Here is a 23,926-nt window from a genome sequence, read left to right on the forward strand (position 1 = left end):
GATCCTTGATTCCTAACCGGAGAGTAATACCGAAGCAATGTCGGTTCAATACGCCGCAACGTACGAATGTGAAGATTTTTTCGCTTTGTTAGCGGGAATCAATGATGGACACCCGCGATGCGGCCGATATTGTCACCGACCGCATATGGCCGGGGTGTGGGTGAGCTAGCCCAGAATCGGCCGGCACGTGCTCGCCGTATCGCACGAGAGGGGAGACACCGTACTCGCCGCAGGCGGTTGACGCCTGCGGCGAGCCGGCCTGCCCCCACCGTCGCCCGGGGTGGTGCGGGCAAACGGTGGGGCCAGTCCTAGGGCTGGGATCTCCGGTGTGGAACCAGCTGAACGAGGACGAAGGGACCCATGGCGACGCCAGGCTGGGTCAGGGTGTGGTGATGCGCGGGGCCGGCTCGAAGGCGAAATCGCCCTTGAATGAAGTAAAGACTGAGTTGACCGTGTACCCCGGAATCCTGCACGTAGTTCCCGGCGACGGCCTCAACGTATGGTCACTCATGGCGAAGGTCCCGTTTTCGTAGGAGCCCATGAGCATTCCAGGGCGTTCCACGTACCCCGGAGGGATGTACCTCTGCAGGGTGTTGCCTATCCGCAGAGCGCACTTCTTTCCGGCGACATCCATGGGGATGTTGAGCAGCACTCCGTTGAAGTTCATCACGGGCTTACCGCTCTTTGGATCCACGGTCATGTTCAGCCACAATGAGCCGTCCTGAGTAACTTCATCCCCTATTTGATAGACGGTGTCATCCGACGCCTTCACCGTACAGCCGGCAAGCGACATACCGCCCTTGGCCAGCCGGAAGCGCGATTGCCAATGCCCACGTTCCATCTTGAGCCGCATGGTCGCCGACTCGCATCTGAATTCCGCCTTTCCTCGACCGAGGGTAAATGGTTTCGCCACTGCGGTGACAACCCCATCAGTATCGACACTGAAGGTCTGAGGAAAGGCCCCTTCGTCATTTACGCAGCCGGTACCATCGGTGACTACGCACCAGATTCCCGATTCTAGATTCGCATAGTTTCCCGACCCGGACACGCTGGCGGTGAGGATCGGGCTGAGATCTTCGGTCACTCCACATCCGGAGAAGGAGGGGATATTGACTTCCTTCGCGATGAGCGTCTGCCCGCTATCGTATTGAGTCATCCCAGTCTGCACATTCCCCATGAATCCAGTTGCGGAAAGCGCGGTCGGACTTGTCATGCACTTATCGCCGAGATCGAGAGGGACGCCATTCACGTCGGCCTGGCCCGCTTTTACCCGAATATAGGCACTGGCTCGGATCTGTTGTCTGTCGACAGTCGGGTCCGGGAGGGCGAGTTCGAGGCTGAGTCGCTGGAGAATCCGTAGATTGCCGGTAATCGGGCCGTTTCCCTCGTCCCCGGGAGCACCGACCTGAACAGCTTCCGCCACCGCGCGTGTCGGCATGAAACCGAAGCCGAGCACCGTGGCGGGCGTCCGGTAGGTACGGTTGATGAAATACCCGCGAGCATCTTGCCAGTTAGGCCCGAAAAGCCCATTTCCCATTGCAACTGTGGTCAGGGCCCGCACATTGTTCTCGAAAGCAACCGGGACGGCGTTGCCGGCTTTCTTGACATTGAAGAAACCCGTGGCTTTAACACAATACATCTCCCCCTCGGCGGGGACGGGCCGCAAGCTCTTCGGAGTATCCGGAGAATGATAGATTTCCATCAGTTTGGGATCATTCTCGTTGACGGCGTACCGAGGATCTTCCCCGCGGCCGGGGATTACCTGGCACAACCCCCCCTGGGAGGCGGCGGCCTGGCGGGGTGACACGCTCGGCATGCCGGGGGCAGTTGTCTCGCTCCCGGGTCTCACCCGTACGGTCCCGAGCACCGTCTCCTTCTCCGCCGCGCACTGCAACGCCAGTTCCGGCCTGTCCTTCCCCGTCGTATCGCCCGGCACCAGGGACAAGCCCATTCCGTCGGCAGACCATGAGAGCCCGCCCGGTGACGCCGGAACGACCGGCGGCGCCACACCGCTGCCCGTGAGATGCACAACTTCAGCACTACGCGACGGAACAGCGGCAGCCAGAGCGAAGGCCGGCCATCCAGCGCGCCGGTCGCCGCCCGGCTCGCGGACGGCGGTCTGAATCTCCGCGACCCCCTCGATCCCGAGGGAAGGCGCGGACGATGGAGTGACACTCGTCACCGGAAGGGTCCCGCTCGGGGAAGTCGCCGAGACTTTCTTCACCAACTCGGAAGGAAGGGCAACGTCGACCTTGATGGTGCCCAGCTGGATCGGCTGGCCGACAGTCCCGGTCGACGGAGCAGTCGTTTCGATCCGCAACGTCACTTCATGTGTTCCGGCCTTACTGGAGCAGACGAGCCCCATCTCGGAACCGATGTCCGCGATCGCCGACGGGACGGCCACCAGCGCGCCACCACTCACGGCAAGGCCAACGACCGCCGCGATCCGCGCGGCGCCTCGGAACACCTGGTGCATTTCACATCCTTGATCGACGGGGAACCGCACCCGGACGGCGAGCGCCCGGGTGCGGCTTCGTTCAGGGCCGTGCCGTCACGTCATGGCGTGGCAAGGACGGTCGGACCCTCGTTGGCGGTGGCGTTGTCCCCCGTGAGGTCGATCACACCGGCGATGATGGCCGTGTCGCCGTTCTGGACGATGTTGGAGGGGCACCCAGCGGTGACGCCGGACGCGACGAGGTTGTTGGTGGACCCGAACGGCAGCGAGAGCTGGCTGGGGTCCCCCGGGTTCGCAGGGTCGGTGTGCTCTCCGGTGATCTGTCCCGGCGCGCCATTCCCCGCGAACCTCGCGGTGCACGAAAGGCTGGGGATGGTCACGGTGACGTCCACGCCGACGAGCGCTCCGGGTGTGACTCCCGATGAACTCACGTCCGTGACCTTGAGGCTCCACGGCGTCGACACATTGGCGACCGCCTCGGCCGGGATGTTGTTGACCACGCAGTTGTTGAACTCCACGTCCGTCACCGAACCGACGGGGTTCGTGACGGTGCTGCCGACCTTCACCGTGCCCGTGGCCACCAGGGCCTTGGCGAGCGCCGTGTCGGAGCAGGTCATGACCCCACCGCTTTCGGCGGCCGCCGCGACGATACCGTTGTTCACTCCAGTGATGGGCTGGGGGGAAGTGGTCACGCCGGGGAGCGTGATGCCGATGTTGCCCGGGTCCGCCATGGCGGGGAGGGCCGTGAGGGCGATGGCAGAGGCCGCGACCGCGGTGGTGGTCAGGGCCTTCCTGGTGATCTTTCGCATGTCAGTCCTGCTTCCCTTCTCGGGGGGTGTCTTCAACTGGTAGGGACACTGACTGCGTTTTACAGAAGCAACTCCTCCGGGTCCGACGGGAGCAGAACCCAGGAAGCCGAACTAGCCGGCTCCATCACAAGACCACCCAGTCCTGCCGTTCTCATACCAGGAATGTACCCGTCAGTAGCGCACTTCTCAAGAGTCGATAGAAAATTCTTCTCGACTCCATAAGAATCGCCAGCTCTGATTGTCAATCGCTGAGCATTCGATCTTTATTCATTTGTCACCGGCTTACAGTCGACCGAGGCCGGCCGCCTGTAAGCCGAGCGGCAGCATATGCGCATGCCATCCTGTGCTCATCTACTAGAGCTGGTACTCGGCTATCAAGGCGACAGAGTCGCCCACATTAAAGTAGTTTGTGAGGCACATGGCACTCTGTACCTCAAGGTCGTAGTCCTCCAGGTGCAGGATGCTCGAAACGTTCGAGTACGTTCCTGAGACGTCTCCCGGTGAACTGATCTCCACCGTGCACCCAATGGAGGGTATCTCCAAGTGGAGTTTGGTGCCCGTGAGGTGCGCGTTGGTCACTCCGCCCGAGGAGTAGGAATCGACGATGAAGGACCACGGCAGATTCTGGGACGTCACGATGGCGGGGTTTCCCCCCATCGTGCATGAAGGGAAGCCCGCAGAAGCGATATCGAGCAGGGAAGTTCCGATGGGGACCGGGCCGATCCGCGCGTCACCGGTGAGTGCCGAGGATGTACAGACCACGACCGCACCAGTGCTTGAGTCAGCAAGCACCACGTTCCCGTTGTTCGCCGCTGTGAAGGAGGCGGCGAACGCCGGCACAGCGGTGAGGGCAATGGTTGCCGACACGGCTGCGGCGGCGGTTAAGGCCCTTCGGGCAAGCTTTCGCATGTCGGTCTTCCTCCGTTCCGTGGTCGGCCCTGTGCGATCAGGCACCGAGGGTGTCGATGGCGGATATCTTCCATTTGCCGTTGGCATACAGGGCGTCCACGGCGAAGACGGCCGCGGAGTAGCTCGTCTTGTTCTTGTCGGTGCGGGTGTTGCGCTGGTCGGCGAAGACGAGGAGGCGGGCACGGTCGCCGGTCAGCGACTTCACCGCCGAGTCGGTGACCGTGGTGGTGAGGACCTGCTTCTGCTGGGGGGCTTGCTTGCGCACCAGGGCGAAAAGCTGGTTGTACTGCTGGACGGCCTTTCCGGTGAGGAGCTCCTGCGCCGCCCTCTCGGTTTTCGCCGTGTCCGCGTAGTTGTAGGAGAACACCGTGTTCACGACCGTGGTCACCTGGCCTTTGACCTCGGCGGTGCGGCCGTTGTCGCTAAGGGCGTCGTTCTGCGCGGAGGCCGCGCTGGTCAGGTCGCGCTCCTGGGCGTTCGACCAGGCGGCGACTCCGCCGAGCGCTATTGTCAGCGCGCCGAGGAGGACGACCAGGCGGGTGCGCGCGGTGCCCGGGACGAACCGGCCGGCTGAAGTGATCGCTGCCATTCGCTTTCTCCTCCCCGCTCAGGGCGTTCCGGTCGGGGCCTGGCCGAGCGCCGACAGTTTCCAGCCGTCCGAGGTCCGGGTGAGCTGGCCGGCCATGCGCCGGGTGTTGTCGACCGGCTTGCCATCGGCGCCGGTGATGGTGATGCGGACGGCGGCGATCACGGCCGCCTTGCCCGCACGGGTGTCGAGTTCGGTGAGCCCGGATTCGAGGATCTTCGCGGTGCTGGTGGTCTTCGCCTTCTGCACCTCGGTCTTCAGCCGCTCCCGGCCCTGCACGATCTGGTCGTAGAGCTGCGCGGTCGCCGAGTCCTGCCACACCTTGAGGCCCGCGTCCACCTGGCGGTAGTCGAGGGTGTTGAGGTTGACGATCTCCTGCCCTGCGACGGCGAGCACCCGGTCCCGTTCGGCGGCGTAGGCCAGCGAGTCGTCGCCGGACGCCGCGTGGTACGACCAGCCGAACCAGGCGGCGGCCCCCGCCGCGATCAGCGTCACGAGCGACGCGATCCGGATGAGCGGGTCCTTGGAGAGCCTGCGCCGGGGCTTCTCGTCCGCGTCCTTCTCGGACGGCTTCGGCTTCGACGTCTCGTCGGCCTTCTTCCCAGCCGACTCTGAAGTCTCGCCGCTCTCGTCCTCGACCGGTTCCGGCTCGGCAGGCTCGCCGCCGTCCCGGGCCTCGGGCTCCTCATGCTCCTCGGCCTGAACCTCGGGCTCCTCGGCCGCCGTTTCGGCGGTCTTCGTCTTGGACACCTGAATCCACCCCTTTCCTTCAGGCGGCCCGGAGGTCGCTGATGCGCCAGCCGTGGTCGTCGCGGGCCGTGACGATGAGCTGGGCGGCGACCGGCGGGCCGGTCGCCTTCCCGGCCCGAGTGGTCCGCTGGTCGAGCATGACCAGCAGGACCGCCGTCCCGTCACGGCTGAGTTTGATCAGCCCGGCCTTCGTCACCTTCGTGGTGAGGGCGAGCTTCATGACCGGTGCGTTCTGCTTCACCAGGCCGAACAGCTTGCGGTAGTCGCCGACGGCGCGGCCGGTGAGGACGTCGTTCGCCGCCCGTTCCGTGGCCGCCGGGTCGGTGTAGGTGTAGGTGAAGATCCGCGCGACCTTCGCCGAGACGTCGGCGACGACCTTTGTGGTCTGGGTCTTGTCGACGAGTGCGCGGTTGGCGGCCGGTGACCGCTCGCTTCTCCTGTCGGCCCAGCTGTCGACGGCGAAGGCGGACAGGCACAGCGCCACCGCGAGGGCCACCGGCCACCCCAGCCCGGCGGCCCGCTTGAGTCGGGAGACAAGCGGGCGCCGGGCGGTCTTCTTCTTGCGCTTCTTCCGCGAGGCCGGGTCGCGGCGAGCGGGGCGCTCCTCGGTGATGCTCATGGCCCGCTCCCCCCGGGTGCCAGCGGTTTCAGCGAGCTGATCTTCCAGACACCGCCCACCCGCTGCATCCCGACCTCGTAGCGCTTGCGCTGCTCGGTCCCCTGCGGGGCGCCGCCGGCGGGCTCGGTGAAGATCCGCACCGAGGCGAGGACGGTGGCCTCGCCCGCCGACCGGTCAAGCGCGGTGACAGCGAGCGCGGTGACCCGGCCGTGCGACGGGGTCTTCTGCTTGGCGAACTTCGCGCGCGCGTTGGGCATGTCGCGCTTCAGGGCATCGGCGAACGGGCCGGTGGCGACGTCCATCCAGTGCGTCATGTCCAGGTCGGCCACCTTGGGGTCGATGCTGTTGACCAGCGCGAGGTCGCGGACGGCGGTCCGCGTCACGTCGTCCCGCGCAGAGGCGAGGTCGTGGTCGGCGCCCCGGCCGGATTGGATCAGCGACCAGAACGACAGGCCGAGGAGGACGGTGGCGGCGGCCACGAGGACGTAGCCGGCCGGACGGATCCACCGGATCAACCGGACGAATCCGCGCGGCACCGCCGCCGCCTCGGTCATCGCGTGCCTCCGAGCCCGAGGAGCGTGGCGAGGTCACCGGACGTCGGCGGCCTCGCGCCGGCGGACAGCCCCAACGAGTCGATCAGACCGGTCGATCGCGTGCCGCTCAGCGTGCCCGGCTTGGCCGGTGCCGGGACGCCCTTGTGCGGCGCGTTGGCGGAGCCGCGCACGTTGATGCCGGTGCTCGGGCTCTCCGCGCAGTGGGCGTCGGTGTTGAACGGCGGCGCGGGCGACTCGTCATGCCCCTCGCGGTAGCGGGTCTTGCCGTAGCCGCGCGTGCAGGGCTGCGGGTTGAAGAACGTGGTCACCAGGCCCATGCGGAGCAGACCGTCGTCGACGATGCTGGGGCCGATGCCCGCGACCTTCGGGAGGTTGTCGAGCATCTCCTCGATCGCGGCCTGGCGCGGAGAGCCGATCCGGGCGGTGGTGAGCAGGTTCGCCAGCAGCACGCTGAGGCTCGGGTCCAGGTCGCGGAGCAGGGCCGACATCTCGTTCGCCGCTCCGGGCCCGGCCGCGATGAGCTTGCGCAGGTCGGTGTCGGAGTCGCGGAACTGGCGCGCGAGCAGCCGGGAGTCGGACGCGAACGACTTGAACGCCCCCGACATCTCGTTCTGCGTCTGCAACACCACCTGCCCGTTGTGGATCAGCGCGCGGGTGTCGGGGAACGCCGCGTCGGACGCCGAGACGAACCGGGCGCTGGTGTCGAGGAGCTGCTGGAGGTGCGGGCCCTGCCCGGCGAAGGCCAGCCCCAGCTCGTCGATGAGCGTCTTGGTGTCGTTCAGCGGCAGCGAGGCGGTGAAGTCGTTGACGCTCTTGAGCGTCTCGTTCACCGGTGCCGGCACGGTGGTGACGCTGCGCGGGATCGTGGCGCCCTGCGCGAGATAGGGCCCGGTGTCGGCGCGGGGCCGCAGGTCGACGTACTGCTCGCCGACGGCGGAGCGGTTCGCCACGACCGCCTCAAGGCTGCGCGGGATGTCGGGTGAGGAGTTGTCGATGTGGAGTTCGGCGACGACGCCGTCCGAGGTCAGGTCGAGCTTGCCGACCTTGCCGACGCTGACGCCCCGGTACGAAACCGCCGACCCCTCGAAGAGGCCGCCGGTGCTGGGCAGGTCGAGCCGGACCGTGTAGTAGCCGCGCAGCCCGACGTAACGTCCGACATCGGCGTAGTTGACACCGATGTAGGCGATGACCAGCACCGCGAGGACGGCGAACACGGCGATCTTGATGCGGGTGACCGCGGTCAGCATGTCAGTTCCCCTCCCCGAGCGTCGGCAGCGGAAGGGCGGGCTCGCTGCTCGGTCCTTCGTTCCGGGGCGCCCGGCTCGGCGCGACCGGTTGCGGCGCCCGCGAGGCGGGAGCCTGGGTGGTGGGGGTGCCCGCGCCGGGGACCGCGGCCTTGGTGCCGGGCCGGGTTGCCGTGTCTGGGCAGGGCGCCGGTTGCGGACCGACCACCGTGGACGCTCCGGCGAGGGCGCGGGCCTGCGCCTCCTCCTGTGCCTTCGTCTTCGCGGCCGCCTCGTCCTCGATGCCGTCGAAGGGGCCCTCCTCCTTCACCGGTGGCACGACGCAGTCGAAGTCCTTCGCCGCGATGACGGTGGCGTAGGCGTTGAGGTAGTCGCCCTTGATGGCCTTGAGCGCCTCGTCGGTGAACGGATACGTCAGCAGGATCTCCAGCGACTTCGGCAGGTCGCGGCCGGAGTCGGCGAGCTTGCGGAGGATGACCGACAGCGCCCGCAGGTTCGCGGCCGTGTCGTCCTTGCTGGCGTTGATCGTCTTGACGGCGACGTCCGACAGCTTCTCCAGCCGGCGCAGCATCTCCACGAGCCGGCCGCGCTGCTCCTCCAGCACCTTCAGGCCGGGCGACAGGTCGGTCAGCACGGTCGAGACCTGCCCGTTGCGGGACGCGACCGTGGACGACAGCCGGTTCAGCCCGTCGAGCGCGTTCACGATCGACTGCCGGTTGCGGTTCAGCGTCGAGGTGAAGGTGTTGAGGTTCTCCAGCGCGGAGCGGACCTTGTCCTCGCGCCCGTTGAGCGCCTGGTTCAGCTCCCGGTTGATCGTGCGGATCTGCGGGAGCCCGCCGCCCGACAGCAGCAGCGACAGCGCGCCGAACACCTCTTCGGTGTCGGCGTTGCGCGTCGTGCGCGACGCCGGGATCACGGCGCCGTCGGTGAGCCGCTGCGGGGACGGCGCCGTCGTGGGCGCCGCCAGCTTGACGTACTTCTCCCCCAGCAGGCTCGACTGCTCCAGGTTCGCGGTGGCGTTCGAGGGCAGGTGCACGTCGCCGTTGATGATCAGCGTCACCTCGGCCTGCCACGCGCCCTTCGGCAGCGACACCTTCTTCACCCGGCCGACCGGAACGTCGTTGACGCGGACGGCCGCCTGCGGGACGAGGTTCAGCACGTCCTCGAACTGCACCTTGACCGTGTACGGGTGGTCGCCGACGTCGGCGCCGCCGGGCAGCGGGACGTCCTCCAGCTGCACCGAGCAGCCCGCGGCCAGCACGGCGCCGGCGGTGAGGGCCGCGACGAGCTTGGGCACGCGCATCAGCGGTCCCCCTTCTTCCCGGTGGAGCCGGCGTAGATCTTGCCCGCGGGCGGCAGCGGCAGGGCCGGGAGTCCGGTCTGCTGGGTGGGCGCCACGGCGACCAGCCCGCCCTTGTTCAGCCGGTCGCACTGCTCGCGGAGCGTCGCGGTCGCGGACGCCGCCGCGGCGCACAGCGGCCGCTGGTCGGCGGCGACCGGGTCGACGCCCGGCTGGTCCAGGCTGCCGAACGCCTTGGTGATCTCCAGGAGGTTGCCGCGCGCCATCAGCGTGCGGGTCTTCGGGTCGTAGGCGTTCAGCGCGTTCTGCGTCACCAGCGGCGCGGTGTCGACGAGCTCGGCGAGGGACGCCCGCTCGTCCACCAGGACCTGGGTGACCTTGGCGAGCTTGCCGACGTTCGTCTTCAGCGCCGCCCGGTTGTCCTGGACGAACCCCTTCACCTCGGCGAGCGCCCGGGCGAGGGTGCGCAGCGCCGCGCCCAGTTCGTCGCGGTCGGCGGCGAGGAACCGGCTCACCTCGGCGAGCTGGTTCTCGGCCAGCCGGATCTGCCCGTCGTTGGCGCGGAGCATCTTGCTGAACTTGTTGAGGTTGGCGAGGGTGGCGTACAGGTCGCCGCTGTTGTCGGCGAGCGTCTGCGACGCCTTGCCGAGGTCGGAGATCATCGTGTTGAGCGCCTGGCCGTTGCCGCCGAGGTTGGCGGCGCCGACCCGGATGACGTCCGACAGGGCGCCCTGGGCGTTCAGCCCCTGCGGGCCGAGGTCGCCGGAGATCTTCCGGACGGCGGTGTAGAGCTGGTCGAGTTCCAGCGGCGTCGCGGTGTTGTTCACGTCGATCGAGGCGCCGTCGGCCATCTTCGGGCCGCCGCTGTAGGCCGGGTCGAGCTGGACGTACCGGTCGGACACCAGGTTCGGCGCGATGACGACGGCGCGGGCGGCGGCGGGGACGTCGATCTCGTCGTCCACCCGCATCTCGACCTTGACCTTGTCGCCGAGCGGTTCGATCGAGTCGATCGCCCCGACCTTCACGCCGAGGACGCGGACGTCGGAGCCCGGGTAGACGCCGATCGCGGTCGCGAAGTACGCGGTGATCTTGTGCGTGGGCCCGCCGCTCAGCAGCGGGACGAGCGCGATCGCGACCAGCAGCACGAACACCGCGATCAGCGCCTGCACCACCCGTGTCCGGTGGTCGCGGATCGGTGAGCCGAGCTTCGGCAGCTTCACCGTGCGCGTCGTGGAGGACGCCATGTCACCGGCCTCCCGTCAGGTGCGGCGGCTTGCACTGGCCCTTGGGCGGCCGGTTGGTCCACCTGCCGTTCTCCAGGTACTCGTCGGGGACGGTGCCGCACAGGTAGCCGTCCACCCAGCGGCCGTTGCCGGTCGCGTTGCCGAGGACGCGGACGTAGGGCGCCGCGGTCTCCAGCACGCGCTCCAGGTTCTTCTGGTTGCGTTCGAGGGTGGTGGTGACCCGCTCCAGGGACGCCAGCGTCGGCCCGAGGGTGCGGCGGTTGTCGTTCACCAGGCCGACCAGCTCGTTCGAGAGGCGGTTGGTGCCGACGAGCAGCGCGTGGATGGCGTCGCGGCGCCGGCGCAGCTCACCGAGCAGCAGGTTGCCGTCCTTGAACAGCGTCTCGAACTGGGAGTTCTGCGCTGCGATCGTGCCCGACAGCTGCTTGGTCCCGGCGAGCAGCCGGGACAGCTCGGCGTCCCGCGATGCGATCGTGGTGGACAGCGACGACAGGCCGTGCAGCGCGACCCGGACGCTCGGCGGCGTGTCCTCGAACGTCGTGGAGATCGTCTCCAGGCTCTGCGCGAGCTTGGCGGTGTCGAGGTCCTGGAACGTCCGGCCGAGGTCCTGGAACGCCGTCGTGACGTCGTAGGGGGCCACGGTCCGGTCGAGCGGGATCGGCCGCTCCGGGTTCTGCTTCCGGTAGCCGAGCGGGTCGAGCTGGAGGTACTTCGACCCCAGCAGCGTCTTGATCATGATGGTGGCGCGGGTGGCGTTCCCGACCCAGGTGTCCTTGACCCGGAACGTCACCTCGACCTTGTCGCCCTTGAGCGAGACGTCGGTGACCTTCCCGACCTTCACCCCGGCGACGCGGACCTCCTGGCCCTCCTTCAGCCCGGCGGCCTCGGAGAAGTAGGCGCTGTAGGTCGTCCCGCCGCCGATGACCGGCAGCCGGTCGGCGCGGTAGGCGAGGGTGCCGAGGACGAGCAGGATCACGATGCCGACGACGGCGACCACGATCGGGTTGCGCTCGCGCAGCGGCTTCAGCCGCGGCCGGCCCTTCGCCGGGCGCGGCAGGGCGCGCGGCAGCGGCCGGGGCGGCGGCCCGCCCGCGGGCGGCCCACCGGCCGGGGGGCCGCCTGCGGGAGGACCGCCGGGAGGCGGCCCGCCCACCGGGGGGAGGGAGGGCGGACCGCCTGGCGGCGGGGTCGGGGGCGTCATCCGCGGCACCTCGAGTCATCCTTCTTGATGGGGAGGCCGGTCGGCGGCGGCTGGTTCGACAGGTCGGAGCCCGCGTAGCTGACGCCGATCAACTTCACCTCGCACTGGTAGAAGTTCACCCACGAGCCGTAGGAGGCCAGGCGCCCGAAGGCCGCCATCTTCCCGGGCGAGCGCTGGAGGAAGCGCGTCAGCAGCGGCTCGTCGCGGTTGAGGTTGTCGCTGAGCCGGCCGAGCTGGACGATGTCGTCCTTCAGCGGGTCCCGCGTGACCTGGAGCAGCCCGGCGGTGGCGGTGGTCAGGTCGGCGATCGACCCGAGCGCCTCACCGATCGGCTTGCGGTCGGTGGCGAGGCCGGAGGTGAACCGGCGCAGCGTGGTGACCAGGTCGACGAGCTGCCGGTCCCGGCCGTTGATGGTGCGGACGACGCTGTCCAGGTTGGTGATGAGCTGGCCGATCACCTTGTCCTTGGCGGCCAGCGTGCTCGTGAGCTGCCCGACGGTGCGCAGCAGGCTCTCGACGGTCCCGCTCTCGCCCTGGAGCACCTTGACGATCGACTCCGACAGCTTGTTCGCCTCGCCGGGCGACAGCGCCTGCATCAGCGGCTGGAAGCCCTGGAACAGCTGCGTGAGGTTGAGCGTCCCGGCGGTGTGCTCGACGGGGATCGTCCCGCCGGGCTTCAGCGCCTGGCCGGGCGAGCCGGTGCCCTGGCCGAGCGCGATGTACCGCCCGCCGACCAGGTTCAGGTACTTCACGGCGGCGGTCGCCGACGCCGGGATCTGCCGGTCCCGGTCGACGGAGATCTTCACCCGGGCGAGCCGCCGGTCGCTGACCTTGATCTCCTCGACCTGGCCGACCTCGACGCCCGCGATCCGCACCCCGTGCCCCGGGTGCAGCCCGGCGACGTCGGTGAACTTGGCGTAGTAGGTGACGCGGTCGCCGCTGGTGGCGCCGGTGATGCTGGACGCCAGCAGCGCCGTCGCCAGCACCGTCACCACGATGAAGATCAGCGAGCTGACGAGCGGGAAGCCCATGCCCTTGATCCCCTGGCCGGTGAGCCTCACTTGACCGTCACCTCCGTGCCCCGGTAGATCGGCCCGACCAGCACGCTCGACCAGTCCGGCAGTTCCTCGGGGACCTCGTCCAGCGGCGGGCCGGCGAGCTCGTTGACCAGGTCGTTCTCCGACGCCGAGTTCGCCGGGCCGAGGCCGCTGCCGGCCGCACCCGCCTTGCCGGGGGCGCCGCCGGCGGGGAGCACCCGCACGCCGTTCCCGGTCGCCAGGTACGGGACGCTCGGGCAGTGCGGCCCGTTGCCGCCGTCGTAGCGCGGCGCGTCCTTGCCCGGCACGTAGCGGCCCTTGCTCTTGAGCGGCACCACCACGCCGTGCACGCCGTGCTTGTCGGTGCCCTTGCCGAGGACCTTGTTCATCGTCGGGATGAAGTCGGCGAGGGTGCGGAACGTGCAGGGCGCGGCCGGGGCGTAGCGGCGCATCAGCTCCAGGCTCCCCCGGCTCTCGGTCGCCAGCGCGATGATGTTGCCGGAGTTGGCGTCCAGGAAGTCCTGGAGGTCGGCCGACGACCCCGACACCGCGTCGTACAGGGTCGCGAGCGCGGTGCGCTGCTCGGCGATCGTCCGGCTCGTCACCGTGAAGTCGGTGAGCGCCTGGAGCAGGTCGGGTGCCGCGTCCGAGGCGTGCTGGGTGAACTCCGCCAGCTCCTGGAGGTTGCGGGTGAGCGCCGGCACCTCCGGGTTCATCTTGGTCAGGAACGCGTCGAGCTGCTCGAAGTTGCGGCCGATCTGGTCGCCGCGCCCCTCCAGCGCCCGCGACATGGCGTTCAGCGTCGCCGACAGCTTCGCGGGCTGGAGCGTGTTGAGCAGGTCCATCGTGTGGTTCAGGACCTCCGACAGCTCCACCGCGTTCTTGCTGCGGTCCTCGGAGATGACGTCGCCGTCGGCGATCGGCCGGCCCGCCGACCCGGGCGGCGGGACGAGCGAGACGAACCGGGCGCCGAACACCGTCGTCGGCAGCAGCCGCGCCTGGACGTCCGCCGGGATCCGGTCCGTCATCCCCGGTTTCAGCGCCAGCTCCAGCTTCGCGCCCGCGCCGTCCGCCTTGATGGAGCGGACCTCGCCGACGACCACGCCGCGGACCTTCACGTCCGCCATCGGGTGCATCTCGTGCCCGGCCGTCGAGGTGCGCAGCGTCACCTTCGTCGCCTCGGTGAACTGCTTGTCGTAGATCGCGATCGACAGCCAGATCAGCAGCGCCGGGACGAGCAGGAACACCACCCCGGTGAGGCGCTGCCCGACCACGTGCCGGGTCGTTCGTCTCGCCATGTCAGCCCGTCACCTTCACCGTCGTCGTGGCGCCCCAGATGGCGAGGCTGGCGAAGAAGTCCGTCACGCTGATCAGCACGATCGCGGTGCGGACCGCGCGGCCGACGGCGACGCCCACGCCGGCGGGGCCGCCGACCGCGCGGTAGCCGTAGTAGCAGTGCGCCAGCACCACCATCACGCTGAAGATCAGCACTTTCGCGAACGAGAGCAGCACGTCCTCGGGCGCGAGGAAGAGGTTGAAGTAGTGGTCGTAGGTACCGGCCGACTGCCCGTTGAACCAGAGCGTCACCTGTCTGGACGCCAGGTACGAGCTGAGCAGCCCGATGCCGTACAGCGGGATGATCGCGACCGTGCCGGCGATGATCCGGGTCGTGACGAGGTAGGGCACCGACTGGATGCCCATGCCCTCCAGCGCGTCGATCTCGTCGTTGATCCGCATCGCGCCGAGCTGCGCGGTGAACCCGGCGCCGACCGTGGCCGACAGCGCCAGGCCCGACACCAGCGGCGCGATCTCGCGGGTGTTGAAGTACGCCGACACGAACCCGGTGAACGCCGCCGACCCGATCTGGTCGAGCGCGGCGTACCCGGACAGGCCGACGACCACGCCGGTGAACACCGTCATGCCGATCATGACGCCGACGGTGCCGCCGATGACGGCGAGCGCTCCGCTGCCGAACGCGACCTCGCCGAGCAGCCGCAGCGACTCGCGCATGTAGCGGCGGATCGCGCGCGGCGTCCACAGCAGCGCCCGCACGTAGAAGCCGAGCTGGTCGCCGGGCTGGTCCAGCCAGGAGACCAGCTTCACCGGCTTGAGGCGGCGAGCCCCGGGAACCGCCATGTCACGCTCCCTTCGGGGGGACGACCTGCAGGTAGATGGCGGTCAGCACGAGGTTGACGAAGAACAGCATCAGGAACGTGATGACGACCGACTGGTTGACCGCGTCCCCGACGCCCTTCGGGCCGGGGCTCGGGTTCAGGCCGCGGTAGGCGGCCACGACCCCGGCGATGAACCCGAAGATCAGCGCCTTGAACTCGCCGATGTAGAGGTCGGGGAGCTGCGCGAGCGCGGAGAACGAGGCGAGGTAGGCGCCGGGCGTCCCGTCCTGCAGCAGCACGTTGAAGAAGTAGCCGCCCGCGACGCCGACGACCGAGACCAGGCCGTTCAGCAGCACCGCCACCGCCATGCAGGCGAGCACCCGGGGGACGACGAGGCGCTGGATGGGCGAGACGCCCATCACCTCCATCGCGTCCATCTCCTCGCGGATCGTCCGGGAGCCGAGGTCGGCGCAGATCGCCGACCCGGCCGCGCCGGAGATCAGCAGCGCCACGATCAGCGGGCTCGCCTGCTGCACGACCGCGAGGACGCTCGCGCCGCCGGTGAGCGACTGCGCGCCGAGCTGCTTGGCCAGCGACCCGACCTGCAGCGAGATCACGGCGCCGAACGGGATCGACACCAGCGCGGTCGGCAGGATCGACACCGAGGCGATGAACCAGAACTGCTGGACCAGCTCGCGGAGCTGGAACGGGCGCCGGAACGACAGCGCCAGCACGGTCCCGGCGAGCGCGAACAGCCGCCCGGTCTGGCGCAGCGCGCCGGCGCCGGGGACCGCGGCGTCAGGTGCGGCCACGCGCGTCTCCTTCCACGGGCACGTGCGCGTCGCCGCGCCGTGCGGTCACATGCTCGGTTCGGCCGATACCGGCCGGCGGTAGGCCGGCCGGCGGCCCGTCAGTTCGCGGCCTGCCGGTCGGCGGTCTGTCAGTTCGCGCCATGGAAGCCGCCCTCCCGCTGCTGGTGGGCGCGGTTGTGGCGGATCGCCTGCTGCGCCGCGTAGGACAGCCGCGGCATCATCGCGTCCACCGCCCTCGCGTGCCGCTGCTCCCCCTGCCGCGGCGGCAGGCCCGGCGAGGGCCGGAGCTGCGGCGGGATCTCCAGGGTGCGGTGGGTGCGCGCCGGAGCGGCGGCCTCGGCGGCGAGCAGCGCCGCGTCCTTCTCCTCCGACATCCCGATCGGGCCGTGGGTGTCGCCGTGCAGGAACTGCAGGACGGCCGGCTCCTCGCTGGTCAGCAGCGCCTCGCGGGGCCCGAACGCGACGAGGTCGCGGCGGTACAGCATGCCGATGTTGTCGGGGACGGTCGCGGCGATGTCGATGTTGTGCGTGACGATCAGCATCGTCGCGTCGATCCGCGCGTTGACGTCGATGAGCAGCTGCGAGATGTGCGCGGTGCGGACCGGGTCGAGGCCGGAGTCCGGCTCGTCGCACAGGATGATCTCCGGGTCGAGGACGAGCGCGCGGGCCAGGCCGGCGCGCTTGCGCATGCCGCCGGAGATCTGGCCGGGCAGCTTGCGCTCCTCGCCGGCGAGGCCGACCATCTCCATGCGCTCCAGCACGATCCGCCGGATCTCCGACTCGCTCTTGCGGGTGTGCTCGCGGAGCGGGAACGCGATGTTGTCGTACAGGGGCAGCGAGCCGAACAGGGCGCCGTCCTGGAACATCAGGCCGAACCGCTTGCGGGCCTCGAAGACGTCGCGGTCGCGGTCGTTGACCATGTCGACACCGTCGATCATGACCCGGCCCTCTTCGGGCTTGAGCAGGCCGACGAGCGACTTGAGGAACACCGTCTTGCCGGTGCCCGAGGGCCCCAGCAGCACGCTGACCTCTCCCGGCGGGAGGGTGAGGGTGACATCCCGCCAGATCGTCTGCCGGCCGAACACTTTGGTCAGCCCCTCGACGACGACTTCAATTCCCAACGACACCACCACTCGCGATAGGGCAGGAGGTTGCGAGGACGTTACGGCCGAGTAGACGGGTAATTCAATAGGGACTCGCGGTATCTTCGACACAATTCGGTAAATGGCCCGCGGAAATTGTCACCGGCTTAGTGTTCGATCTCCCGGGATTCGTCGCGAGTGACTACCATCGAGTAACATGACGCCGGCGGGCCGCACCCCGACGCACAGGCGCCCGCAGCGGTTGTCATCGATCCAGCAACCGAACGTCGTTCTTGTCACATCGCGCGCAAAGCGGGGCCACCGGGGGGCCGAACCTGCCGGAGCCCCTTGCCAGCCGAGACTGGCGACTTTATGTTCACGGTGTTCTCGAACTCGCCCACGGTGCTCGCTTCCAGCTCGGCACACCCCCGCACGGAGCCGCCGTCCCCCGGACGGCGACCCCCGCTGCGGCCGGCTCGATGCGGAGGTTTCCTTTCCATGTCGCAGGCATTGGAATTGTCCGAACACGGCAGGAGTCAGATCGCCTTCCGGGATTTCCTCGACCTGCTGCGGGCCGAACTGTCCGGTGTGACGAGCGAGATCGTCGCGGAGATCAAGCAGAACATCCCCGAGTACGACCGGCCCGACCCGTCTTATGACCAGACGCTCCGGCTGTGCGCGGACATGCTGCTGCCCACCTTCCTGGAGCGGGTCTCCGACCCGAACGCCTCCACCGCCCAGCGCGACGAGACCTGCCGCACCCTCGGCCGGTTCGAGGCCATCGAGGGGCGGTCGCTGGACCACCTGCAGGCCGCCGCCCGGATCGCCTTCCACGTCGCCTGGCGCCGGACGGCCGTGCTCGCCGAGCGCGAGCAGGTCCCCACCTCCGTCGTCGCCGCCGCCGTCGACGCCATGCTCGTCTACCTGGAGGAGTCGGTCGCCCAGGCCCGCCTCGGCTACCAGCAGGCCACCGGGCACGCCGACATGCGCCGCCGCGAGGAGCGGCGCCGGCTGCTGCACCTCATCCTGCAGCGGCCCGCCGTCGTCCCCGAGGCCATCGAGGACCTCGCCAAGTCCACCGGCTGGTGGCCGCTGCCCGCCGAGGCCACGCTCATCGCCGTCCACCCCGAGGCGCCCTGCACGCGCTCCGCGCTCGACACCGACGTCCTCACCGACTTCGACTCGGCGGAGCCCTGCTTACTCGTCCCGGGGCCGCTCACCGCCGACCGCATGAGCATGCTGCGCGCCGCGCTGTCGGACGCCAGCTGCGTCCTCGGCCTCACCCTGCCGCTGGAACGGGCCACCCACTCGCTGCGGTGGGCGCGCCGCGTCCTCGCGCTCGCCGAGGACGGGATCATCCCCGACGGCTCCCTCATCCCGTGCCAGAACCACCTGATGACCATGTGGCTGCTGTCGGACCCGCCGCTGATCGAGGAGCTCACCCGGCGGCACCTGGAGCCGCTGCAGGACGTCTCCGACGGGCAGCGCAAGCGCCTCGTCGAGACCCTCGCCGAGTCCGTCACCACCCGCGCCACCGCGGTCGACATCGGCGAGCGGCTCAAGATCCACCCGCAGACCGTCCGGTACCGGCTCCGCCAGCTGGAGGGCTACCTCGGCGACAGCCTGGACGACGCCGACACCCGGTTCTCCCTCGACGCCACGCTGCGCGCCGCGAGCCTGTACCGGCGCCGCCGGGTCGGCCGCCGGAAGGCGTGACGGCGGCCCCGGAAGGCGTGACGGCGCCGCCGGAAGGCGTGACGCGGGCCGGCTCCCCGCCCACGGTGACTTTCCGCGAACGCCGGTGACGTTTTGGGTCACACGGGACGGCAGGGGCGGTTATCCTGACCTTCTGGTTACCGCCTCCTGACGGGAAGTCGAAGGAGTCCATGCCGACCTCGACCTGGTTCCGCCTCAACGTCGCCAAGCGCGAGCGCGTCCTCGAGGTGGCCATGCGCGAGTTCGGGGAGCACGGGTACTCCACCGGCAGCCTCAACACCATCGCCCGCGAGGCCGGGATCGCCAAGGGCTCGCTGTTCCAGTACTTCAGCGACAAGCTGGAGTTCTTCGCGTTCGTGTGCGACGAGACGTCCCGCCGCATCCGCGAGGAGATGGAGCGCCGCATCGAGCGGGTCTCCTTCGACCAGTCCTTCGACGAGTGGCTCTTCGACGTCCTCTGCGACTGGACCGAGTACATGGCCGACCACCCGCTGGAGCGCGGCGTCACGGCGGCCACCAACTTCGAGCTCGACAACAGCGTGCGGTCCGTCGTCCGCGACACCGCGAACCAGCACTACCTCCAGGTCATCCACCCGACGCTGGAGCTGTGGAAGGCCGAGGGCGCCATCCGCGAGGACGCCGACCTCGACGTCCTCGCCACCTGGCTGATGACCCTGCTGCCGTTCCTCGCGCTGGCGCCGTACTACGACGGCCTCGACCCGGTCCACGAGCTGCGGGGCCGCGGCCCGGCCGAGCAGCGGCCCGTGATCCGGCAGCTGCTCGCGGGGTTCCGGCCCATGTTCGCGCCCGAGAAGTAGCGCTGAGCGGCCCGGAGACGCCTTCGAGCCGGCGCCTCCGGCGGAGGGACGCGGGCGCCTTCGAGCGGGCGTGTCAGTCCTCGATGTCGGCCACTAGGACGTCCATGTAGCGCGCCGCGGAGCGGGCCGGGCGCGGCAGGGCGTCGGCCTCGGCGGCGGTCACCACGCGCGGGTTCGCGATGCGCCGGGCGCGGCCGAGGCGCTCCACGCCGCCGCGCCCCTCGGCCAGCAGGTTGCGGACCCAGTCGGCGTCCCGCCCGTACGGCAGCCCGATGATCAGGCGGGAGCCGCTGCGGAACGCGGTGACCGGCGTCCGGTACTCCCGGCCCGACCGGCGCCCCCGGTGCACGACGACCGCGAGCGGCGGGAGGTAGGGCGCGTAGACGCCCTGGATCCGGTTCGTGACCTTCTTGTTGAAGCTGGGGAGCCAGCTCGGCATCAGCGGCTTCGGCATGCCCCATGAGTAACACGTCCGGGCGCCCGCCGCACGGTGGGCGCCCGGACCCGGCCGCGCCGTCCGGGGACGGTCAGCGGCTGAGGATGTACTCCGCCGGATCGGCCTTGCGCGAGCTCGCCCAGAACTCGAACGTGAAGCCCGGCCACAGGGTGCGGTTCACGCCCTGGTCGTCCAGGTACCAGCTGCTGCACCCGCCCTCGTTCCACACGGCCCGGCGCAGCCGCTTCTGCAACCGGTCGTTGAACCGGCGCGCCGCCTCCGGCTTCGGCTCGATGACGTCGGCGCCGGCGTCCTGGAGCAGGCGCAGGCAGCTCAGCACGTGCTGGATCTGCACCTCGATCATGAAGACGACCGAGTTGTGCCCGAGGCCGGTGTTCGGGCCGAGCAGCATGAAGAAGTTCGGCATGCCGGGGATCGTGGTGCCGCGGTGCGCCTCGATGCCGTCCGCCCAGATCTCCTGGAGCTTGGTGCCGCCCCGGCCGGTGACGCGCAGGTCGTTGAGGGCGTCGACCACCTTGAAGCCGGTGCCGTAGATGATGCAGTCGACCTCGTACTCGCGGCCGTCCGCGGTGACGATCGAGTTCTCCCGCACCTCGGCGACGGCGGAGGTCTCCACGTGCACGTTCGGGCGGGCGAGCGCCGGATAGTAGTCGTTGGACAGCAGGATCCGCTTGCACCCGATCGTGTAGTCGGGCGTCACCTTGGCGCGCAGCTCCGGGTCGGCGATCTGCCGCTCGATGTGCTTGCGGGCGATGCGCTCCTGCGGGCCGGACAGGCGCGGGTCGACGGTGAAGCCGACCGCGCGTGCCTCCAGCGCCCAGTAGATGCCGTTGCGGAACGCGCGGGCGGTGCCTGGCACCTTCTCGAACACCTTGCGGACCGGCGCGGGGATCGTCACGTCCGGCTTCGGCTGGATCCACGGCGGCGTCCGCTGGAAGACGACCAGGTCACCGGCGCGCTTGGCGACCTTCGGGACGAACTGGATCGCGGACGCGCCCGTCCCGATGACGGCGACGCGCTTGCCGGTGAGGTCGTAGCCGTGGTCCCACTCGGCGGAGTGGAACGCGGTGCCCTGGAACCGCTCCATGCCCGGCAGGTCCGGGGAGGACGGGACGTGCAGCGCGCCGATGCCGGACACGATGGCGCGCGGGGTGAGGACCGACCCGTCCGCGAGGGTGACGTCCCAGCGCCGGGCCTCGTCGTCGTACTCCATGGACTCGACCCGCGCGCCGAAGCGGATGTGGTCGCGCACCCGGTACTTGTCGGCCGTCCGCTCCATGTAGGCGCGGATCTCCGGCTGCGGCGCGAACATGCGCGACCAGCCGGGGTTCAGCTCGAAGGAGAAGGAGTACATGTGCGAGGGCACGTCGCAGGCGCACCCGGGATAGGTGTTGTCGTGCCACGTCCCGCCGAGCGCGTCGCTCTTCTCCAGGACCGTGAAGTCGTGGAAGCCGGACTGCTTGAGCCGGATCGCCATGCCGAGGCCGGCGAAGCCGGAGCCGATGATCACGATCGCGGGGGCGCGCTCGCTCATGACCCCTCCTCTCGGGTAACCTACTGCCGGTAAGTTACCGCGAGTAGGTTACTGCCGGTAGGTCCGGCGGATAGGATTCTCCTGTGAGTGGCGCCACACCGCAGCCCCCCTCGGAGGGGAAGCCCCCGGTCCGCCGCCGGCGGCGGATGTCGCGGGCCGACCGGGAGCGGCAGATGCTGGACGTCGCGGAGCGGGTGTTCGGCGAGCGCGGCTACCAGGGCACCTCCATGGACGAGATCGCCGAGCGCTGCGGGGTCTCCAAGCCGATGCTCTACGAGTACTTCGGCTCCAAGGACGGCCTGCTCGTGGCGTGCGTGAGCCGGTCCAAGGCCGAGCTGCTCGACGTCACCCAGAAGGCCATGGCGGGCGCCAGCGACCCCGAGGACATCCTGCGGCGCGGCATGCTCGCCTACTTCTCCTTCGTCGACGCGCACAGCGGCTCGTTCGCGATGCTGCTGCGCGAGCCGGTCGCCCCGTCCCCGGAGACCGCCGAGGCCGTCGAGGCGACCCGGCGGCAGCAGAGCACGCTCATCGCGGGCGTGCTGGCGATGTTCGCGCCCGGCGCGCCGGACGCCGCGATCGAGGCGTACACGCAGATCATCATGGGCGCGAGCGAGCGGGTCGCGCTGTGGCAGGCGACCCGTCCCGACGTGTCGGCGGAGGACGCGGCCCGCTACATGACCGACTTCTGCCGGCAGGGCCTCAGCCCGTACCTGACCCCGCGCCCGGAGCCGGCCCCCGGGGAGGACGGCGGCGCGGAAGCGCCTCCAGCGCCGTGATGAGCAGGTCGAGGCCGAACTCGAAGTCGCTCTCGGGGTCGTGCATCGCCAGCTCGGGGCCGTAGGCGATGACGTGCCGGAACTCCTCCGGGTCGAGGTGCTTCCACGACTCGGCGCCCGTCTCGGCGAGATGCCCGAGCATCTTCTCCATGCCGATCTCGCGCATCTGCGCGCCGATCGCGTAGGCCAGCAGCGCCCGCATGATCCGCACGGCGGTGCCGCCGTCGAACCCGGCCGCGTCCGCCAGCGCGAGCGCCCGCTCCATCGGCCGCAGCCCCGCCGCCGAGTCGACCTTGTGGGTGAAGACGATCGTCATGCAGCGCGGGTTGTCGTGCGCGACCTTCCGGAACGCGCGGACGAGCGCGCGCGCCCGCTGCTGCCAGGGCTCGTCGGGGTCGTCGATCAGCTCCATGCCCGAGACGACCTGCTCGGCGACGCCCTCCAGCAGCGCGGTCTTGTTCGGGACGTGGTTGTAGAGGGACATGACGGCGACGTCCAGCTCGGCGGCGACGCGGCGCATCGACAGCGCGTCCGCGCCCTCCCGCTCGATCAGCGCCACCGCGGCCCGGACGATGCGGTCGCGGGTCAGCGCGGGACGCGGTGTGTCGGAGGTCACGCCATCGCCCATGCCACCCGCCCCTTTCCCGCCGTTGACACCGGTAAGTGTCCCATGACACGGTACGTACATCGTACGTACGTACAGCGTACGTCCGCGATCGGGGAGGAGTGCCCATGCCGACCCACGACCTCTATACCGACCCCGCCCCCACCGGGAAGTGGACCGTGCCCCTGGCCGGCGACGCCCGGTTCACCTGGGAGTACGACGACGGGCGCGACCGCCTCCTCGCCCTGTACCAGAAGGGCAAGGACAAGCAGTGGGACTCCGTCAAGCGCATCGACTGGGACCTTGAGGTCGACCCGTACAACGTCCTCGGCGTCCCGGACCAGTCCCTCGCCATCTACGGGACGAAGCACTGGGACAAGCTCTCGGTCAAGCAGCGCGGCGAGCTGCGCCAGCACTACACGTCCTGGCAGTTCTCCCAGTTCATGCACGGCGAGCAGGGCGCGATGGTCACCGCCGCCCGCATCGTGGAGTCGGTGCCCGACCTCGACTCCAAGTTCTACTCCGCCACCCAGACCATGGACGAGGCGCGGCACGTCGAGCTGTTCACCCGGTTCCTGCACGACAAGGTCGGGATGGTCTACCCGATCAACACCCAGCTCCAGGACCTGCTGAACGAGACCCTCGGCGACTCCCGCTGGGACATGCCCTACCTCGGCATGCAGGTGCTCATCGAGGGCCTCGCGCTCGCCGCGTTCGGCGTCATCCGCGACATCACCACCAAGCCGCTGCCCAAGCAGATCCTCGCCTACGTCATGCAGGACGAGGCGCGCCACGTCGCGTTCGGCCGCCTCGCGCTGCGCGACTACTACAAGCAGCTCTCCGAGGCCGAGCTGCGCGAGCGCGAGGACTTCGTCATCGAGGGCTGCTACCTGATGCGCGACCGCATCCGCGGCCGGGAGATCTACACCAACTTCGGGATCGACCCCGCCGAGGTCGACGAGCTGGTGGAGAACTCGCCCTACATGCGGATGTTCCAGAGCCTGCTGTTCAGCCGGATCGTCCCCTGCGTGAAGGACATCGGGCTGTGGAGCGAGCGCGTCCAGCGGGCCTACGACGACATGGGCGTCCTCGACATGTCCAAGGCCGACCTGGAGGCGCTCATGAAGCAGGACGAGGAGATCGCCGACAAGCTCGACGGCGAGCGGTTCGCCGCCGAGGAGGCCGCCCGCAAGGCCGAGGTCGACGCGGTCATCGCGGGGGAGCTGATCGCCGGGACGGGTACGGGCTGAGTACGTTTGGATCACTCGTTCCCGTAGCCGCCCGTCCGCACGTCCCGGAGGT

At 69.4% G+C, this 23,926-nt stretch carries 23 protein-coding genes; 4 read left to right on the forward strand and 19 right to left on the reverse strand.

What is annotated here, in order from left to right; all coding sequences use genetic code 11:
- Positions 1 to 379 precede the first annotated feature (379 nt).
- From CHF16_RS39450 to CHF16_RS14670, 16 genes are all read right to left on the reverse strand, one after another.
- Positions 380 to 2,476, reverse strand: a complete 2,097-nt coding sequence (locus CHF16_RS39450; protein ID WP_143227984.1) for a hypothetical protein — start codon at positions 2,474 to 2,476, stop codon at positions 380 to 382.
- A gap of 80 nt (positions 2,477 to 2,556) precedes the next feature.
- Positions 2,557 to 3,264 (reverse strand): hypothetical protein, encoded by a 708-nt coding sequence (locus tag CHF16_RS39455; RefSeq protein ID WP_143227985.1) that lies wholly within the window; start codon positions 3,262 to 3,264, stop codon positions 2,557 to 2,559.
- Between the two features lie 354 nt (positions 3,265 to 3,618).
- The gene (locus CHF16_RS39460) at positions 3,619 to 4,173 is read right to left on the reverse strand and encodes a hypothetical protein (RefSeq protein ID WP_143227986.1); all 555 of its coding nucleotides are present in this window, start codon (positions 4,171 to 4,173) and stop codon (positions 3,619 to 3,621) included.
- A gap of 37 nt (positions 4,174 to 4,210) precedes the next feature.
- Entirely contained in the window at positions 4,211 to 4,762 is a 552-nt protein-coding gene (locus tag CHF16_RS14610) for a hypothetical protein (RefSeq protein WP_089326564.1), read from the reverse strand.
- A gap of 18 nt (positions 4,763 to 4,780) precedes the next feature.
- The gene (locus CHF16_RS14615; RefSeq protein WP_218826669.1) at positions 4,781 to 5,509 is read right to left on the reverse strand and encodes a hypothetical protein; all 729 of its coding nucleotides are present in this window, start codon (positions 5,507 to 5,509) and stop codon (positions 4,781 to 4,783) included.
- Positions 5,510 to 5,528: 19 nt separating this feature from the next.
- On the reverse strand, positions 5,529 to 6,128 hold the full coding sequence (locus CHF16_RS14620; protein WP_089326565.1) for a hypothetical protein: 600 nt from the start codon (positions 6,126 to 6,128) through the stop codon (positions 5,529 to 5,531).
- Positions 6,125 to 6,682, reverse strand: a complete 558-nt coding sequence (locus CHF16_RS14625) for a hypothetical protein (RefSeq protein ID WP_089326566.1) — start codon at positions 6,680 to 6,682, stop codon at positions 6,125 to 6,127. Before CHF16_RS14625 ends, CHF16_RS14620 begins: the two co-directional genes overlap by 4 nt.
- Entirely contained in the window at positions 6,679 to 7,929 is a 1,251-nt protein-coding gene (locus tag CHF16_RS14630; RefSeq protein WP_089326567.1) for an MCE family protein, read from the reverse strand. Before CHF16_RS14630 ends, CHF16_RS14625 begins: the two co-directional genes overlap by 4 nt.
- A 1-nt stretch (position 7,930) precedes the next feature.
- The gene (locus tag CHF16_RS14635; RefSeq protein WP_089326568.1) at positions 7,931 to 9,229 is read right to left on the reverse strand and encodes an MCE family protein; all 1,299 of its coding nucleotides are present in this window, start codon (positions 9,227 to 9,229) and stop codon (positions 7,931 to 7,933) included.
- Positions 9,229 to 10,470: an MCE family protein gene (locus CHF16_RS14640; RefSeq protein ID WP_089326569.1), complete on the reverse strand. Its 1,242-nt coding sequence runs from the start codon at positions 10,468 to 10,470 to the stop codon at positions 9,229 to 9,231. The genes CHF16_RS14635 and CHF16_RS14640 overlap by 1 nt, the downstream gene beginning before the upstream one ends.
- Position 10,471: 1 nt before the next feature.
- The gene (locus tag CHF16_RS14645) at positions 10,472 to 11,671 is read right to left on the reverse strand and encodes an MCE family protein (RefSeq protein ID WP_089326687.1); all 1,200 of its coding nucleotides are present in this window, start codon (positions 11,669 to 11,671) and stop codon (positions 10,472 to 10,474) included.
- Positions 11,668 to 12,732, reverse strand: a complete 1,065-nt coding sequence (locus tag CHF16_RS14650) for an MCE family protein (protein WP_218826670.1) — start codon at positions 12,730 to 12,732, stop codon at positions 11,668 to 11,670. Before CHF16_RS14650 ends, CHF16_RS14645 begins: the two co-directional genes overlap by 4 nt.
- Positions 12,729 to 14,006, reverse strand: coding sequence for an MCE family protein (locus CHF16_RS14655; protein ID WP_089326570.1), 1,278 nt, complete (start codon positions 14,004 to 14,006; stop codon positions 12,729 to 12,731). Before CHF16_RS14655 ends, CHF16_RS14650 begins: the two co-directional genes overlap by 4 nt.
- A gap of 1 nt (position 14,007) precedes the next feature.
- Positions 14,008 to 14,844 (reverse strand): MlaE family ABC transporter permease, encoded by an 837-nt coding sequence (locus tag CHF16_RS14660; protein WP_089326571.1) that lies wholly within the window; start codon positions 14,842 to 14,844, stop codon positions 14,008 to 14,010.
- Position 14,845: 1 nt separating this feature from the next.
- A complete protein-coding gene (locus CHF16_RS14665; RefSeq protein ID WP_089326572.1) occupies positions 14,846 to 15,634 on the reverse strand; it encodes an MlaE family ABC transporter permease in 789 nt (262 codons plus the stop codon).
- A 128-nt stretch (positions 15,635 to 15,762) separates the two neighbouring features.
- The gene (locus CHF16_RS14670) at positions 15,763 to 16,755 is read right to left on the reverse strand and encodes an ABC transporter ATP-binding protein (RefSeq protein WP_089326573.1); all 993 of its coding nucleotides are present in this window, start codon (positions 16,753 to 16,755) and stop codon (positions 15,763 to 15,765) included.
- Positions 16,756 to 17,214: 459 nt separating this feature from the next.
- Here CHF16_RS14670 and CHF16_RS14675 point away from each other — a divergent pair, with 459 nt between their 5' ends.
- A complete protein-coding gene (locus tag CHF16_RS14675; RefSeq protein ID WP_143227987.1) occupies positions 17,215 to 18,432 on the forward strand; it encodes a PucR-like N-terminal domain-containing protein in 1,218 nt (405 codons plus the stop codon).
- 170 nt (positions 18,433 to 18,602) lie between these two features.
- The gene (locus CHF16_RS14680) at positions 18,603 to 19,250 is read left to right on the forward strand and encodes a TetR/AcrR family transcriptional regulator (protein ID WP_089326575.1); all 648 of its coding nucleotides are present in this window, start codon (positions 18,603 to 18,605) and stop codon (positions 19,248 to 19,250) included.
- A 73-nt stretch (positions 19,251 to 19,323) separates the two neighbouring features.
- Here CHF16_RS14680 and CHF16_RS14685 read toward each other — a convergent pair whose 3' ends face one another.
- Together CHF16_RS14685 and CHF16_RS14690 are read right to left on the reverse strand one after the other, a co-directional pair.
- Positions 19,324 to 19,704: a nitroreductase family deazaflavin-dependent oxidoreductase gene (locus CHF16_RS14685; protein ID WP_218826671.1), complete on the reverse strand. Its 381-nt coding sequence runs from the start codon at positions 19,702 to 19,704 to the stop codon at positions 19,324 to 19,326.
- A 73-nt stretch (positions 19,705 to 19,777) separates the two neighbouring features.
- A complete protein-coding gene (locus tag CHF16_RS14690; RefSeq protein ID WP_089326576.1) occupies positions 19,778 to 21,241 on the reverse strand; it encodes a flavin-containing monooxygenase in 1,464 nt (487 codons plus the stop codon).
- An 83-nt stretch (positions 21,242 to 21,324) separates the two neighbouring features.
- Here CHF16_RS14690 and CHF16_RS14695 point away from each other — a divergent pair, with 83 nt between their 5' ends.
- Positions 21,325 to 22,020: a TetR/AcrR family transcriptional regulator gene (locus CHF16_RS14695; protein ID WP_245868518.1), complete on the forward strand. Its 696-nt coding sequence runs from the start codon at positions 21,325 to 21,327 to the stop codon at positions 22,018 to 22,020.
- Here CHF16_RS14695 and CHF16_RS14700 read toward each other — a convergent pair.
- Positions 21,944 to 22,648 carry a TetR/AcrR family transcriptional regulator gene (locus tag CHF16_RS14700; protein ID WP_089326578.1) on the reverse strand — a complete coding sequence of 235 codons (705 nt, stop codon included), beginning with the start codon at positions 22,646 to 22,648 and terminating at the stop codon, positions 21,944 to 21,946. The genes CHF16_RS14695 and CHF16_RS14700 overlap by 77 nt on opposite strands.
- 104 nt (positions 22,649 to 22,752) lie before the next feature.
- Between CHF16_RS14700 and CHF16_RS14705 the strand changes: the two genes are divergently transcribed.
- Positions 22,753 to 23,874, forward strand: a complete 1,122-nt coding sequence (locus tag CHF16_RS14705) for a ferritin-like domain-containing protein (RefSeq protein WP_089326579.1) — start codon at positions 22,753 to 22,755, stop codon at positions 23,872 to 23,874.
- Positions 23,875 to 23,926: the final 52 nt, after the last annotated feature.

This window comes from Actinomadura meyerae (assembly GCF_900188445.1).
In the GTDB taxonomy this organism is placed as follows: domain Bacteria; phylum Actinomycetota; class Actinomycetes; order Streptosporangiales; family Streptosporangiaceae; genus Spirillospora; species Spirillospora meyerae.